At 41.1% G+C, this 17,832-nt stretch carries 4 protein-coding genes; 3 read left to right on the top strand and 1 reads right to left on the bottom strand.

The window, feature by feature from the left end:
• The first annotated feature begins 698 nt into the window (after positions 1 to 698).
• Positions 699 to 884: a hypothetical protein gene (locus ACVPON_RS05145; protein ID WP_462876822.1), complete on the top strand. Its 186-nt coding sequence runs from the start codon at positions 699 to 701 to the stop codon at positions 882 to 884.
• Positions 885 to 995: 111 nt separating this feature from the next.
• Here ACVPON_RS05145 and ACVPON_RS05140 read toward each other — a convergent pair whose 3' ends face one another.
• Positions 996 to 4,910, bottom strand: a complete 3,915-nt coding sequence (locus ACVPON_RS05140; protein WP_462876820.1) for an alpha-L-fucosidase — start codon at positions 4,908 to 4,910, stop codon at positions 996 to 998.
• Positions 4,911 to 5,139: 229 nt separating this feature from the next.
• Here ACVPON_RS05140 and ACVPON_RS05135 point away from each other — a divergent pair, with 229 nt between their 5' ends.
• Both ACVPON_RS05135 and glgP read left to right on the top strand, forming a co-directional pair.
• Positions 5,140 to 14,658: a discoidin domain-containing protein gene (locus tag ACVPON_RS05135; RefSeq protein WP_462876818.1), complete on the top strand. Its 9,519-nt coding sequence runs from the start codon at positions 5,140 to 5,142 to the stop codon at positions 14,656 to 14,658.
• Between the two features lie 793 nt (positions 14,659 to 15,451).
• A complete protein-coding gene (glgP, locus tag ACVPON_RS05130; protein WP_462876816.1) occupies positions 15,452 to 17,716 on the top strand; it encodes a glycogen/starch/alpha-glucan family phosphorylase in 2,265 nt (754 codons plus the stop codon).
• The last annotated feature ends 116 nt before the right edge of the window (positions 17,717 to 17,832 follow it).

Genomic DNA, 17,832 nt, shown 5'->3' with positions numbered 1-17,832 from the left:
TTTGAAAACTTTAAAAAACGCATTTTGATTGCTTTAAACGTAAAGAAAGAGAGAACCAAGTTCGTCCTCTCTAGGTGTTAGCTTTTCATCAACCCACTACAGTTGACAAAGAGCCGAAAGTTGAGTAGTACTAAACAAGTGGGATAATCTCCTAGAGAATATCTCTTGCTTGATTTTTAAAAACCCCTAATGTCTATGGTGGAAACTCCTATAGACATTAGGGACTTTTTATTTTCAAAGAGTATTAGATAGGGCTTTTGAGCTTGTTTGGTGAGGAAAGCTTCCCTGAGGAAGAAGCAGACTTACCCAGTTGAAACGGAGACCATACTCATTTAGTTTAACTTTTATTACTTCAACGATTGCGGAAACTCCGTTTCCTTATTTCCAACCTTGCCCACTTCGCTCTCAAATTTCTAGGCTCAGGCTGAAACAGTCCGCCGAACTGTTTCACTCTTCCAGATGATTGGAACTCACTTTGCCGGACTCTACGATTGTTACTGACTATCGTCAGTATGATTTCCAACCTTCAACAGTCATTAGACTGTTGAAGCAGCCTGCAGCTCCTTGCCTAGTACTAAAAGTAAACGAAACAACTATATCACCTACGCTGGATTCAAATTGTTTACCTCCGTAGCCTTGGTAAACGAGTTCACGAAGTGAGTGAGCTGACAAACTGTTTAATGAAAACCGTTTCCACTTTGACAAAATTATATCTAGAAAAAGGAGTAGAAGGTCTGACCACTGAAACACGCGGTGGTCGTGGTGCTGCTTATCGCTCTCTTGAAGAGGAGAAGTATTCCTCTGCTGAACATTCGTCTCGGAAAAATAGAAAACCGTTTCGTTCAATCTCTTACTCAAGATATGTTGGAACGACTCTTGGATAAAGTATTGCGCCCGGACCATCCAACTCAGTAATCTAGATTAGGTCTACTGGTCTGTGGCAAAGCAGAATGCTCTAGACCTTTGTGTTTCTCCACTTGAGAATTATAGTAATTTCATTGTTTTTTAGATTGCAAGAAAGAAGAATAGGTTCTTACTTTATTGAATAAGAATCCTACTAGACCCAATATGCCTAATAAAAATAAGGATTGGTGATTGGTTCCCGTTTGAGGTAAGGACTTTTCTTTCTTATTCTCAAGATTATGATCTCGATCATCTCTAGGAGGAACATTTCCTACATCTGATATATTGTTTTGAGAAACCTTATGCAGTACGATAAGGGGATCTTTGTAAATCGTTTCCTTGTTTAGGGAACCAGCAGTTTTCACTTGTACATATTTCTCTTCTTTATGATTTATTATTGGAGTGTCAGATTTTGGTTTTTTATCCTTGTCATCGCTAGGAGTAGTTTCTCCCTTGTGATTGGTTCCGGACTGTTCCTCTGGTGCCGGAAGACTAGGTGTATAAGTAGTTTCTTCTGCTATGGCTGGTATTTCCTTTAAACGAATCGTTAGTTTGTCTAACTGAGGAGAGTTTCCTTGTATTCCTTTAAAAATTAGATTTCCTGTTCCAGGACTGATAGCAATTAAATCAAAAGAAACCGTTTTGGTTTCAGAAGCATCAGTTGCTCCGGCAGAGATGCTACCTGCTAGGATATGGTTTGAATCATCTTCCCAAGTAATAACATTGGCAGGGCTCCCACTTCTATAAGTAGCAATTACTTCGTAGACCCCTATTTTTTCAAGAGAATATGGGTAAAGAACTGTATCATCAATGTTTAAACTATTGAGAAATTTATGATTACTTGCCCAGTCAGCCTCTTCTACTTGTAGTGGCCAAGGACCACCGTGTTGGTCATTTAATTCACTAGCGAATTCCATTTCCAATATCTTGCTCTGATTAAGAGTATTTGGAAAGATAAAGGGACTATCTTTTGTATATTGAGTACGTGAGACAAGATGCTCCATTGCTTGTCTCAGTTTATCAATTTGTTTGGCTAGTTGAGAGTTGTCAATTGGCGCAGAAGGAGTAATCAGAAACTTTTCACTGGCAGTGATTTCATTTTGTAACGCTTTAACACCGCTTTGATATGAATCAAGGGGAAGAGTCTTAGCTTCTGCTAGTAAAGTTTTCAAGGTTTCAAGATCTACCTCTTCAGCGTCTTTTATCACGATTGTTGCCTTCTGTTTGAAACCAATAGAAGCTCCAGTTGGTGAAACTAGATTCATAGTGAAATAGGTATCACCTGTTTTTTTTAGTTGACGTTTGGATCTTATGCGAACTGTTTTTTGAGTTTCCCCGTTTTTAAATAGGAGTGTGCCACCTGAATCAGCATCGTACTCACTTTGGACAGCAGAACCAGGATTATTCTCGACAACAACGGTCGCCTCTCCCTTGCTCCCACCTACTCGCTTAACAAGCATTTCTAATGTATCATCTTCTTGCATCGTGTATTTACTGTACTCGATCTCAAACATTCCTTGTTCCTGATTATTGAGAATATAGGCTCCTTCAATACCTGCAGCTTTACTCAAAATAGTCAAACTAATGGTATGGCGTCCGTGTTTCAGAGCAGGTGTTTCGTACAATAGTTGACCAACTTGTCTACTCTTCCCACTTGTTTCCACAATGATAGGTTCACCATCATCAAGACGAATACGTATTTTACCATGGTTGGGATCGATTGTGCCAATTATTTGAGCATAGCTTCCTTCGAATGATAATGTGGTTATTTGATCTGGACCAGCCCACATATTAGTACCATTTAAATATTGACTACCTGTTTCTTGATTCCAACTATTACTAAAACCGATTCCATTCCCAGTAGAGCTGTCTGTATTATCAATAATAGAGATATATTGAGGTAAGCGTTTAACAAGTGAAAAGTCTTCACTTGTTTTATAAATCCCTACTTCATTAAGGACAGGAACAGAATTAGTAGTAGATACTTCGATGGATATATAACGTGCTTGAATAGGTTCCTTTCTGACCAAGCGTTTTGAACCAATGGTTGTCCCTTCTTCAAACAGATTCCAGTTCTGATTATCTGAACTAGTCTTGATAGTGTAGTGGTTGATACGTTGACCTAATTGGATGGCTTCTTCAATAGATACGACATCAAATTCCTTGCTCTCTCCCAAGTCAAGTATCAGTTTACCATTGGTTTGATCAGCTTGTGGAGACCAGTGGGTATCGTGATTTTTATCTAGGACATTAGTAGCACGATAAAAATCATTACGTTCACTTGTAGCGGTAATGGTTGCATGTTCAGCCAAATTTGTCTGAAAAGTTTCTCGAATGGCTTGTCCAAATTCTTGAACTCTCTCTAAAATAGCTTCATCTATCTTTCCTTTGTCATTTGGAGGAATATTGAGCAAGAGTGTTGCATTTCTTCCTACTGACTTGAAATACATATCTGCTAATTCTTGCATTGATTTTGGTGTTTTTTTATGTCTTCCCCAGAACCAACCAGAGGTAATACGGGCATCTGCTTCAGGAACTGTCCATTGTTCCCCATCTTCAAATCCCCTGCTATATCCATCGTATAGATTTGAATCGATATCTGGCTTACCATCCGAATTGATTATTCTTTTTACTGGTGCCCAGTTGGTTTCTGGAGCGTGTCCGTGTTCATTTCCAATCCAGCGTACAGTTGTGCGATCCGCTGATCCAAATAATAGAACATCAGAATCATATCCTGCTGCTTTTCCTTGTAGACTTTGAATGGTTTCAAACCAACGTTTGAAATCATAATGTTGCACAGCAGTACCGCTTCCTTTAGCACCGTCCATCCAGATTTCAGTAAAACGTCCCTTGTTACCATATTTTTTGTTTCCTAAGATTTCTCTAAGTTGGTTGTCGTAAAAATCGTTATAGTCAAAGACATCTTTTTCTTCAACTTCCTCCCAGGTCATATTGTTGATAGGTTGCCCATCACTCCCTACCAAGGCATTTCCTTGAGCGTCTCTGTATCCATAACTGGTATCATGAATATCCCAAGGTGATAGATATAAGCCCATGTCTATATTATATTTACTAGCAGCAGTTGAGATTTCAGCTAGAATATCTCCAGCACCTTGTTTATAATCTGTATTTGCAATATCATAATCTGTATATTGACTATTCCAAATAGCAAAACCATCGTGGTGTTTCGCTGTGACAATAACTTTTTTAAATCCAGCTTCTTTTAGGGTACGGATGAGTGTTTCTGCATCAAACTCTTCTTTTAGTTTAAAAATCTCTCTCGGCTCTCTTGAACCATAGTGTTCTCCCCACTCAATCTCATTAAAGGTATTGGGACCAAAGTGAACAAAGGCAGCTAATTCTTCTTTTTGGTATTTTAACTGTGCAGCGTTAGGAATAGCTCCTTTGGGTTCGATAGGCTCCTCATGAGTAGCACGTCGGCTTCTATTTTTTGGAGAGTCACTTGCTTGGTCTATTTCAGCTTTAATTTTGTTAGCGGTTACATTTTGAGGTTTTAAAAATGGCTCGGTATTTTCTAAAGTTGATAACTCTTCTGAAGATAGGCCAGAGTTAGTGTTAGGATTGCTCGGTTCGGAGTTGTAATTGTTGGGTATAGCTTCATTTTCATATCCTTGCATATTTGTAATCCCTTCTAAATGGGAAGGATTACTTATTGGTTGATTAGTGTTTTTCTCAAGTTCTGTGTTTTCTACAGTTTTTCCAGTAGTAGAAAAAGTGGAGTGGGGTTCTTGAATCTCAGAGGAGCTTAGAGGTTTTTCTATTGTCTCTTCGGCTGGAAGAGGTATGAAGGACTCTGAAACATCCTTTGGTCTAGTTTCTAGAAATGAATCTATTATCTTAACTCTATCCATTTGATCTGCATCTGCTAGTTCTTGAGCACTAGCCTTACTTCCGAGGAAACAAAAGCCTATAAAGACCGAACATAATCCGATAGTCATTTTGCGGACAGTATAGTTGTTTTTTCTGTTAAAGAAAAGTTGTTCCATAAACGTATCCTTTCATCATAAAGTCGCTCCTGGACTGAAGATATTGAAAAAACGAATGCTATTAAATGAATATCACTATTCTACGATGTATTATTTTGTTTGTCAACTAATTGCTAATTTAAAGCATTTCATTTTTTCTCGAGTTTTATTTTTTATTTACAATGGGAACAGTATGTAGTATACTTAGCATGTAAAAAATATATTTATATATAAAAAAGGAGAATTTTGTATGAAAAAAGAACAAATGCACTCCGTTGACCGTCATCAGAGGTATTCAATTCGGAAGACTCATATCGGTGTAGCTGCAGTTTTGGTAGGAACCTTCTTATCCTTTTCTTTTTTAGGACAAGATACGGTTTTGGCAGCTGAGCAAGATGGAACTCAGATAAGGAGAGAAATGATTCATCAGGAAGACTCAGCTCAAGATACTGAAGGGGCTTCATTTGTTATAGGAAAAAATGTAAGCGCATTCAATAAAATGGAAGAGAGCTTAGTTCCTACTGAGATTGAAAAGGTTACAGACGGAGATCCAGTAGAAGATGTCAATACAACATATAGTGATGAGAAGACAGAAGTATTTGAATCTTCTAATAAACTATCGGATGAAGGTATGGAAAGCCAACCGAATAGAATCGTAAAACGTAGTTTAGAGGACAATCATTCGATTGAAAGAGGAGCAGAAGAAGTTCCAGAGAATGCTAAAAATACTCACTATATCAATTTTGCTATCGAGGGAATCGCTACTGCCTCAAATGTTGAGTCAGGCACTAACTTTGATGCCTCAAAAGCAATAGATGGCATCGTTAACCGTGAAGAGGCGACTAAGGCAAATCACTCACGCTGGGCAACAGATTATACTACGGATACTCAGTATTTGACAGTGAACCTTCTAAAAGAGCGCACAATTGAGGCCTTTGCTGTTGAATGGGAACGTCAAAATATCAAGGGCTTCCGTGTTGAAACTTCACAGAACGGGCAAGATTTTACATTTGTTAAGAGTGTTCGGAGTGAAGAGTATTTGCCTTTAAAGAGCAATATTGTCCTAGAAGCGCCTGTCACTGCTCGTTATGCCCGTCTCGTTGTCGATCAGTTTGACGGTGGAACATTGAATTGGCCTTCCGTCTCCCTTTATGAGTTCCAAGTATTAGGAAAAGAAAAAATCCAAAACTTAGCTTATCAAAAAACAGCTGTTGCTAATGATGTTGAGGCAGATTCTTTAGGAGCAGACAAGGCAGTAGATGGTAACAAGACTTCACGCTGGGCAAGTGCTGTTTCTGATATTCCAAAAACGTTGCAAGTTGACCTTGGTGCCAATCAGACGGTTTCATCGGTAGTTATACGATGGGAGCGAGATAATGCTACAGCTTATAAGATACAAACATCACAAGATGGTACGACATGGTCAGATGTAGCCGGTTTTAACCGTCGCCCAGAGCATGATGACATTATTACCTTAGCTACTCCACAAGAGGCACGTTATGTTCGTTTGATGATTGATAGCTTCCAGCATGAGGGGCGTAAAAAAGATGCAACGAACTCGATCTCTTGGGGCAATGTTTCTGTACATGAATTGGAGGTGTATCGTCAGCCGATTTATACAGTGGAAAAAGCTTCCCTAGCAGACATTGAGAGTGCCTTGCATCTTCCTACTGAGATTGATGGTACAATCGGTCGCTGGTCTCTGCCAGCAGCTCCAACAGGTGTTACTTTAGAATTTGTTGGTGCTGACTTTGAGCAGATTATTGACCGTGATTTAACCGTTTACCAGCCTATTGTAGATACGACAGTGACTTTCAATTATAAATTGACCAGAGGCGATGAAACCCTTATTGGTCCTGAACGAAGAGTTTTGGTACGCGGGAAGTACAGAGTGACTGAAGAAGATAATGCCAAGCTCAAGGTTCTACCAGGTATTGCCGAATGGAAAGGGCATACAGGTGTCTTTCAAGTTGGTCCAACCGCACGAATCGTGGTCAATCCCAAAGACCGCGAGAGTTTGGATAGTGCAGTTACCAGTTTTAAGGAAGATTATGAAACGATTACAGGTCATCAGATTTCGATTGTCTATGCGACTGAAACAAAGGCAGGAGATTTCTATTTTGAGTTAAACGATAACGACAAGGGTCTCAAGCGTGAGGGTTACTTGATGACAATTGCAGATACTGTCAAGGTAGAGGCACAGGATGCGGTAGGTATGTTTTGGTCTACCCAAACCTTGCTCCAAGTTCTCAAACAAAATCCGAGCAGTATTGACAGAGGGATTGCACGAGATTATCCTAAATTTGAGACGCGGGGATTTGTCCTTGATGTAGCTCGTAAACCTTTCCAACTGAGCACTTTAAAAGATATGATTAAGAAGTTGGCTTGGTATAAGTATAATGACTTTCATATCCATCTAAATGATAATTATATACAGGTGGAGGACTATCAAAATACAGATAAACCACAGGGCGCTTACTCAGCTTTCCGTCTAGAATCGGAAATTCGAGAGGGTGGCAATAACGGTCTCAATAAGGCAGATTTGACAGCTAAAGATCTCTTTTATACTAAGGCAGAGTTTAAGGAACTAATCGCTTTTGCGAAGAAGCACGGGATCAAGATTGTCCCTGAGTTTGATGCACCAGCGCATGCTCTTGCCTTTACAAAGGTTCGTCCTGATCTGACTATGACAGACCATACGGTTCGCCGCTGGGTTGATCATCTGGAAGTATCGAATCCTAATTCTTTAGAATTTATCAAGTCAGTTTGGAACGAGTATATTGATGGTGGTGCCAATTCTGTCTTTGCGGATACGGACACCATCCATATCGGTGTTGATGAATTTGAAGGCAATAATGAAGGCTTCCGTAAGTTTACTGATGATTTGCTCAAGTACGCTATTAGTAAGGGGAAGACGCCTCGTTTTTGGGGAAGTTTGACCGCTAAGGCAGGCAATACTCCTGTTCAGGTAGTAGGTACAGAGCTCAATATTTGGAATACTGGATGGGCTAATCCAAAAGCCATGTATGACCAAGGATATAAGCTCATCAATACGATTGATGGTGACCTCTACATTGTACCATCAGCAGGCTATTACTATGACTATCTTAACTCTGAACATCTCTATAACAATTGGGAGGTCAATAATTTTGGTGGTACACGACTCCCCGTTGGTGATAAACAAGTCATAGGTGCAGCTTTTGCTATCTGGAATGATAAGATTGACAAACAAGCAAATGGTGTATTAGAACACGATGTTTACCGTCGCTTTGATGCGGCTCTCCCAGCTCTCGCTACTAAGATGTGGGGGAATCGAGATATGGGAAATTACGCAGAGCTAAAGAAAGTTGAGTCAATAATAGGAGACCCTGTCAACTATAACCCCTATCACCGCGTGGACAGTGTGACAGGTGTTGTTCTTGATTATAAATTTGATACAGAGACACTTGATGATGTGTCTGGTAATGATCGTGATGCGACCAGTCCAGTTAATGTTAGCTATGAACAGGTAGGAACTGGCTATGCTTTGCGCCTCAGTGGTGGTGTAAGTCACATCAAGACACCGCTGACAAAGGTCGGCGTTGGCAATAGTTTAACTGCTCGCGTCAAACTTGACGTTACTGCAACAGGTGAGCAAATTCTTGCAGAGTCAGGTACTTCGGCAATCAAATTAGTACAAAAAGAAACTGGTAAAGTCGGATTCTCGACAGAAGGTTATGATTACTCCTTTGACTACATTCTACCAAAGGGAGAATGGGTTGAATTGACCTTTGTCGGTCGTGAGGGAGAGGCAGATCTTTTGGTGAATGGAGAGCTTGTCCATACGTTAAGTCGTACTCCAAAAAACAATCGGGTCTTCAGAAGTACGCCATCAGGCGAACCGAATAAACTTGCTAGTCTAACGCTTCCAGTCGAGTATATCGGCAGCCGCACCAATGCGATGCAGGGCTTGATTGATCGTTTTATTGTTCGCCAGGATGTGAACACTAGTGCAGAGGAGCTGGATAATAGTCACTGGACGGTAAATACAAATAATGAAGATGGAGGTGATCCGATTGGCTCAGCCTTTGACGGTAATCGTGATACCATCTGGCATACCCAGTGGAACCCAAGTAAAAAAGAGTTACCAGCAACAGTTACCATTGATATGAAAGAACAACAAACCATTGACCACATGGTCTATGTCCCTCGTCAAATTGGTACAAATGGGAATATAACTCGCTACAAACTTTCCTGTAAACTGGCGGAGGCTGACGAATGGGTAGAGTTGGCAGCCGGTACTTTTGATAGCAGTAGTTCAGACAAGACTGTTGATTTTGAAACGACAAAAGCACGTTATCTCAAGTTTGATGTCTTAGAAGGGGTTGGTGGCTTTGGTTCTGCAGCAGAATTGATTTTTGGCAAGCATGATCATCTGAAACCTCTCCGTGATAGTCTTGTAGAGGCAAAAGCTCACAATGAACTTTCTTCTTACTATACAGATGCAACTGCGAGTGTTCTCCTTAATCTGATAGGAGAGACCGAAAGAACCCTTGCGTCTAATACGATAAAGGCAGAAGATGTGCCTCGTTTGGTTCGTGAAGTTCAAGCTGCTATTGATGGTTTGGAACGACGTCAGGAAATGGAGTTGAATGAACCAGAATACAGCCGAAAAGAGGCTCATTTGGGTGCGATTACCTCCATAGCTGTCAGTGAGATAGACCCTCGTGTATTTGATGTGACTTATGCGACTGGTCAGCGTGGTAAAATCTCTATCCATAATGATCATGTGGTTCGCTATCAAATCGTAGCTCAAGGAGAAAACTTCACTGATTCTCCTACCCTAGCTTGGCCAGAAGCTCGACCGGCTGAAATTGTAGTCAAACACTTATCTGACTATTCAAGAGGATCTGTACCAGCTCTTCGTGATGCTGATAGCCATTACTTGATTGACACAGGAGCAGTAGAACTTCGTCTCAGCAAGGCTCATAGTACCTTAGAAATCTATGATAAACGTAGTCGTAAGGTTGTCTTATCCGAAGCGGCCCCTCTGGAGATGACGGCGACACAGACCAAGCAAACGCTGAAAGCTGGTAAAAACAGCCAATACTTTGGTGGTGGTACGCAAAATGGTCGTTTTACTCATAAGGGCCATAGTATCAATATTGTCAATGAAAACAATTGGGTAGATGGAGGAGTTGCCTCTCCTAATCCATTCTACTGGACCACAGATGGCTACGGTGTCCTCCGCCATACCTTCCGTCCAGGTCGCTATGACTTTGGACAAAATGATACAACTGTAGTCAGCACTATACATAATGACCCAAGTTTTGATGCCTACTATTTCGTTAATAGCAAACCGATTGATTTGCTTAAAGATTACTACGAGCTGACAGGTGCGCCACAGGTCTTGCCAATCTTTTCTCTTTATGAAGGACATCTTAATGCCTATAATCGTGACTACTGGGTGGAAGTTCCAGAGGGGACACCAGGCGCAGTCTTTTTTGAGGAAGTCGGTAAATACTATAAGGAATACCAGCCACAACATCTAGGAGACCGTGAGGGAATTCGTGAGTCATTGAACGGTCGTCCGGGTGATGCCAACTATCCATTTACTGCGACAGCTGTTATTGACCGCTATAGACGAAATGATATGCCTCTGGGCTGGATTTTATCAAATGACGGATACGGTGCAGGGTATGGTCAGACAAGTACACTTGAGGGAAATATCCAGAATTTGAAAGAGTTTAGTGAGTATGCTCGTCAGCACGGTGTCGAGTCTGGTCTATGGACTCAATCAGATCTTCATCCAAAAGAGGAGATTGCTGCACTATTACAACGTGATTTGCCAAATGAAGTACGGGAAGCACTTGTCCGTATTCTCAAGACAGATGTGGCTTGGGTAGGGCCAGGTTATTCCTTCGGTCTCAATGGTATTGCAGATGCCGCTCATATCATGACTACTCAGGGAAAGAATGCCCGTCCATTTATCATTACCTTAGACGGATGGGGTGGTACACAACGCTACGGAGGTATCTGGTCGGGGGATCAGGTAGGTGGTGAGTGGGAGTATATCCGCTTCCATATACCAACTTATATTGGTACAGGGCTTTCAGGAAATCCAAATATCACCTCAGATATGGACGGTATCTTTGGTGGGGGCAATAAGGTTATCAATATCCGTGATTACCAATGGAAGACTTTTACAGGGATGCAGCTCAATATGGATGGTTGGGGATGGAATCCGAAGAATCCGTATGCCTTTGACCACACGACAACAGATATTAACCGTTCCTATCTTAAATGGAAGTCTATGCTAGTACCATACTCCTATAGCCTCATGCATGAAGCAGCAAATGGCAATCCGATTATCCAAGCCATGTTCCTTCAATTCCCAAATGAGGCAATTAACTATACTAAAGATGTTCAGTATCAATACATGTATGGTAAAAATATTCTTGTAGCTCCCATCTATGAGCAGGTACAAAGTGATGTAGATGGCAATGATATTCGGAACAAGATTTATCTACCGACTGGTGAGCAATGGATTGACTTTTTTACCGGAGAGATCTATGAAGGTGGACAGATGCTTAATAGCTTCAATGCCCCAATCTGGAAGTTGCCAGTCTTTATCCGTAATGGAGCGATTATTCCAATTACATCTGCCAATAATAATTATAAGGAAATGGATCACACCTTGCGTCAGGTAGATTTCTATCCACATGGCAATACAGACTTTACTCTTATTGAAGATGATGGTGTGACAGAAAGCTACAAACTCGGTAAAGTTGCGAAGACCTTGATGACCAGTATGCAAGATGGTCAGCGTGTAACCTTGACAATCAATCGTACGGACAACAATTACGAAAACTTTGTCAGAGAAAAGGCAAGTCAATTCAATGTGAATGTGTCAAGTGAGCCAAGCAGCATTCGTCTTCTCGTAGATGGTCAGGCGGTCGAATTGGCCCGTGTAGACAGTCTGGAAGCTTTCAAAGCAGGGAGCAATGTCTATTACTATGATGCTACGCCAAACCTCAATCAATTCTCAACAGAAGGTGGAGCTTACTACGGACGAGCTATCACAAAAAATCCTGTCTTGCGTGTAAAATCTGCTGTTATGGATGTGACCGCCCACACAGTTAGCTTAGAGCTTGACGGATTTGTCATGAATCGAAATGCCCAATCTATCCCAAGCCGTGAAGAAGGGCAGGCACCGGTTCTCTCAACTGATGATGAGGCAAATACAGCAACATCGGTCTTTCTCTCTTGGGATGCTGTCGAGGGAGCTACTAGCTATGAACTCGAAATTGATGGTGTACGATATAGCAATATCAAAGGCGAGCGTTTTGAACACAAGGAGCTTCCATTTGCCAGCCAGCATAACTATCGTATCCGAGCTATTGTGGCTAATAGCCATGTAACACCATGGTCAGAGATGGTTACATCAACGACTAAGGCCAATCCTCTGGTGAATGTCATTGATACTATTCATATCCAAAGTAATCAGGAAGCTCAAGAAAATACTCCACATCGCCATCTGGTAGATAAGAATATTGGTAGTCAATATCATTCTAAATGGGACATCAAGGCTGTGCCAGAACTATTGACTCTTGACCTGCAGGCGGCTTATGAGTTGGATAAGTTAGTCTATGTTCCACGCTCAGATGGCGGTCTAAATGGTATCATTATGACCGGAGAAATTTTGTTTAGTGAAGACGGGGTACATTGGTTTACTACTGAAAATTCTACAGTGAACTGGGCAGCAGATGCGACTGAAAAGACCTACACCTTCCCTGCAGGTGTAACAGCCCGCTATGTCCGCTTTAATGTTACGGGAACAGCAGGCAATTCAGCTGACTCAGCTAATACCTTTGTTTCTGGGCAAGAGTTATTTGTCTTCAAGAAGGATGGAACCAAAGCCCGTGTAGTTGGAGACGTGACAGCTGATGGCACGATTGACAGCAATGATATCACCTCATTGATAAACTATGCAGGTCTACGCCGTGGCAAGGACAATGATTTTGAGGGATATGTAGAGGTTGCAGATTTGAACAAGAACAACGTAATTGATGCTTCAGATATTTATTACGTGACTAATCAACTTGGAGAAGGCGATAAGATGAGCGGTCCAGCTGGAGGTCGTCTGGTATGGAGTAGTGATCGAAATAGTGTTGGTGCTGGTGAGGAATTTACGGTTAGTTTGACTGGTGAGGGCTTGACTAATATTGATGCGATTACAGCAGCCCTGCCGGTTGATAAAGATCTCTATGAAGTGATCGGTCAGGTAACAATTGCTCAAGATGTGGCTAGTATGCAGAACTTTTCAACTGTTCGTACACATGGTGATAAATCTATTGAAGCCTTTGTTCTCCTCAGTAATCGTCGTGATAATCCAGTTATCCATGGTGATAAGAAGATTGCAAGCATTCGTCTGCGCGCTAAACGTGCGACTGATGTCAGCTTGAACTTTGAAGCGGCTATCTTGACAGGAAGTGACCGTGTCAGTTCCTCTAGTCCTATCTTGCATGAAGGTCAGCTAGTGGAGCCAGCTAGTCCAGAAGTTGAGGAAAGCCGTATCCCTGCGAGTGAACTAACTATATCAGGCAACGATGGAGTGTATCAGGAAGGAAATGGTCTTGCCAACCTCAATGATGATAATCCAAACAGCCTTGCAGAACTCAAGTGGGATTGGGAACCAAACTATATTGACGGACGCTTGCCAGCAGAAATCAGTCTACCACAAGAAATTAGCTTCAAACGTCAAGATGGAACTTCTTTCTACTTGACATCACTCGAAATAGACAAACGAACACCAGGGAATGGTACAGTGACCAAGTATAAGGTGGCGACCTATCTGGGAGATGAGTTAGTTTATGAATCTGATCTAGTGGAGAGTCCATTTGCTGAAGCGATGGCCCGTCATGAATTGGTAAATCCAGCAAAGGTGGATAGGGTGGTTATAACGATCCTTGAGGCACAGGTTCAGCCATCTGATGTCAATAATAGGATGATGACTTTACGGGATATTCGGCTCTTTAAACTGGATAAACATCAAGTGCCAGATGAGGAGAGACCAGTCGTTCCAACGGAACCAGAGATACCAACTCCAAGTCCTGAGCAACCAAGCCAACCTGCTCTTCCAGTTCGGCCAGAAGAAGCAACTCCAAGCCCCATTCTGCCTCCTGTCGGTACTCGTGTCTTGAAAGATCCAGTAACTGGCTTGTCTGTCACCGCTCAAGCGAATATTCTGGAGGGGATTGAGAGAATTGTGGTACGTAGGACAGAGACCCAAGTTCTAGAAAATCGTGCCTATGATGCCTTTGATATCATGCTTATTGATAAGAATGGCAGGGTACAACAGCCGAAAGGTTCTGTGTTGGTTCGCTTACCTGCTAAGGGAGAGGTAGAAGCACTCTATCATATCAATGATACCAATGAACTTGAGGGGCTGTCCTTCACACAGATTGGGAACACAGTTGAATTTAGCACGAAACACTTTAGTATCTATGCTCTTGTCTATAAACATATTAACAAGTTGGATACAAGTGAAATAGGAGGGGCAAGTTCAAATGGTCAGTTGAATCAAGATTCCACTGATTACCCATTTGTTCAAAAAGAGCAAGATGTATCAGCCAACCAAGTGCTAGTCGCTCAGATGAGTCCGGCGAATCATTCCAGAAAAGTCTTGCCTGCGACTAATGATAGTTCATCAGATACGAGCTTTTTATTAGGACTGACCACCATTTTATTGACTGTCTTCTTTTCTAGTAACAGAAAGAGAGAGGAATAATCCTAGTAATACCCTTTGAAAATCAACATTATACTTGGTCAACTTATCTTAATGAATTCCAGTTCTATCTTCGATTGTGTTTCCTCGCCTCTTTTTGATTTTCTTTGAGTACAAGCATAAAGTATGATGAGTGTCCGAGATAGCTATTTTCGGACACTTAGTTTGGACTCTCTGCAGGGAGCAAAGAGTTATACTCATTTCGTTTATCTTTTATCATTATTTAGTCTACGTTCTGTAACTATAGACTAAAGGACAATATAGTGTTTAAGTTTTAAAATAGTGGCACAGCGCTTCACTTACAGGTTTGAATCGTAGTAATCGTAGACAAACCCTCTAAGTGACAGAAAAATAGTACATTCAAAGCGTGAATATCACCTTGAAGCAACTCTTAAAAATACTGATATAGCAGTATTTCTAAGAGTTTTTCTATTTTTTAGCAAAAGAAAAAAGATTAACGAAAATTAGTCGAAATAGACTTTTTCTTCAATCGTAGTAATCATTTTATGATTGTTTCTTTAAGTTTGCCCAAGCAGTTTCAATGGGATTTCAAGGTGGTAAAGGCAGAAAGAAGTGGTGATCTTCAATAAAACGGATTGGCTATATTACTTTGTTAACTCGCTTTTATATTTCCAGGCTCGAGAAAAAACAGTCCGCTGGATTGTTTTTTTTAGGATAGGTTATTGCCTTTTTGGGGAAAATATAGTACAATAAAGTAGAAAGCGTTTCCAAAAAAATCGGAAAACTTGCATATGTATTTCTAGCTAAGACTGAAAATAGAGGAGTGAACAAAAGGATGATCAATCTACAAAATTTTGTGCAAACTATGTATGCCAAGCGAATCGAGGATTGCTCGGATCAAGAGTTGTATTATGCTCTACTTGCTTTTACGAAGCAACGGAGTGAAGCTAAGTGTACGAATAATCAAAAGAAAAAGGTCTATTATATTTCTGCTGAGTTTTTGATTGGAAAGCTCTTGTCCAATAATCTTATCAATTTAGGTTTGTATGACGAGGTGAAGGACCAGCTAGCAGAAGCTGGGAAGGACTTGATTACGATTGAAGAAATGGAGCTGGAGCCTTCTTTGGGAAATGGAGGGCTGGGTCGTTTAGCTGCCTGCTTCCTTGATTCGATTGCAAGTCTTGGTTTGAATGGAGATGGTGTCGGTCTCAATTACCATTTTGGTCTGTTTCGTCAGCTATTTCAGTACCACCAGCAGTCGGCTATACCGAATGAGTGGATTACTCCCCATTCTTGGTTGACAGAATCTCCTATTTCTTATCAGGTTCCATTTGCGCACTTTACCTTGACATCAAAACTCTATGACATTGATGTGCCAGGCTATCAGACAGAAAAGAAAAACCGTCTGCGTCTTTTTGATTTGGCTTCTGTTGATGATAATATCATTGATGATGGAATTGATTTTGATATGGAGGATATTTTCCGTAATCTGACCCTTTTCCTCTATCCTGATGACTCGACGGACCAAGGAAAAATTTTGCGGATTTTCCAACAGTATTTTATGGTATCAAATGCCGCACAATTATTGATTGACGAAGCAGTGGCTAAAGGGTCTAATCTACACGATTTGGCAGATTATGCTGTTGTTCAAATCAATGATACTCACCCATCGCTTATTATCCCAGAATTGATTCGTCTTTTGGAACTCCGTGGTATTTCCTTTGACGAGGCGGTAGAGATTGTGAAGAGTATGACGGCTTATACCAATCACACAATCTTAGCTGAAGCCTTGGAAAAATGGCCCCTTCATTTCTTAAATAAGGTTGTTCCACATCTGGTTCCTTTCATTGAAGAATTGGATCGTCGTGCCAAAGTCATTAAAGATCATCCAGCGGTCAATATCATTGATGAACATGGTCGTGTCCATATGGCACATATGGATATTCACTATGGTTATTCTATCAATGGGGTTGCGGCCCTTCACACTGAGATCTTAAAGTCATCAGAACTCAAGGCTTTCTACGAACTGTATCCTGATAAATTCAACAATAAGACCAATGGGATTACCTTCCGTCGCTGGCTCTTACATGCTAATCCACGCTTAGCACATTATTTGGATGGCTTGATTGGACGTGATTATCACCGCCATGCGGAGGCTTTGGAAGGCTTACTTGCCTATAAAGACGACAGAGCCTTTAAGCAGGAATTGGAAAAGATTAAACGCCATAACAAGCGTAAATTGCAACGCCATATTGCCAAAACTCAAGGAGTTGAGGTGAACCCAGATTCGATTTTTGATGTACAAATTAAGCGAATGCACGAATACAAACGCCAACAGATGAATATCTTATATGTGATTCATAAGTATTTGGACATCAAGGCAGGTCATATTCCAGCTCGTCCATTGACGGTGTTCTTTGGCGGAAAAGCGGCGCCTGCCTATACGACCGCTCAGGATATGATTCATTTAATTCTGGTCTTGTCACAAGTGATTCAGCACGATCCTGAAGTCAGTCCGCATTTGCAGGTGGTCATGATTGAAAATTATAATGTTACGGAGGCGAGCTTTATCATTCCGGCTGCTGATATTTCAGAACAAATTTCCCTTGCTTCTAAAGAAGCATCTGGTACAGGGAATATGAAGTTTATGCTCAATGGGGCTTTGACGATCGGTACGGACGATGGGGCTAATGTGGAAATCCATGAGCTGGTTGGCGATGATAATATTTACATATTTGGTCAAGATAGTCAGACAGTGATTGACCATTACGTACATTGTAGCTACCATCCATATAGCTTCTATGAGAAAGAAGGTATTCGGCCACTGATTGACTTTATCACAAGTGACCTTGTTCGTCAGGCAGGAGGAATTGATGAGCGCTTGTGGAGATTACAGGATAATCTCAAACACCATGACCATTTTATGACCCTTCTCGACTTAGAAGAATACATTGTGACCAAGGAAGGAATGCTAGCAGACTATGAAGATCGTGATGCTTGGTTAGAAAAGGTTATTGTTAATATTGCTAAGGCTGGTTTCTTCTCTAGTGATCGCACGATTGAGCAGTACAATGAAGACATTTGGCATTTGGAGAAATAAAGGCTCTTTGTCAACTGTAGTGGGTTGATGAAAAGCTAACACCTAGAGAGGACGAACTTGGTTCTCTCTTTCTTTACGTTTAAAGCAATCAAAATGCGTTTTTTAAAGTTTTCAAA

The sequence above is a fragment of the Streptococcus sp. 1F3 genome, from assembly GCF_054968985.1.
This window is presented reverse-complemented; position numbering and strand designations above follow the sequence as displayed.

Bases quoted from the DNA above. Each gene is read 5' to 3' on its own strand.
- ACVPON_RS05140 (WP_462876820.1), bottom strand. From the start codon at position 4,910: ATGGAACAACTTTTCTTTAACAGAAAAAACAACTATACTGTCCGCAAA.
- ACVPON_RS05135 (WP_462876818.1), top strand. From the start codon at position 5,140: ATGAAAAAAGAACAAATGCACTCCGTTGACCGTCATCAGAGGTATTCA.
- glgP (WP_462876816.1), top strand. From the start codon at position 15,452: ATGATCAATCTACAAAATTTTGTGCAAACTATGTATGCCAAGCGAATC.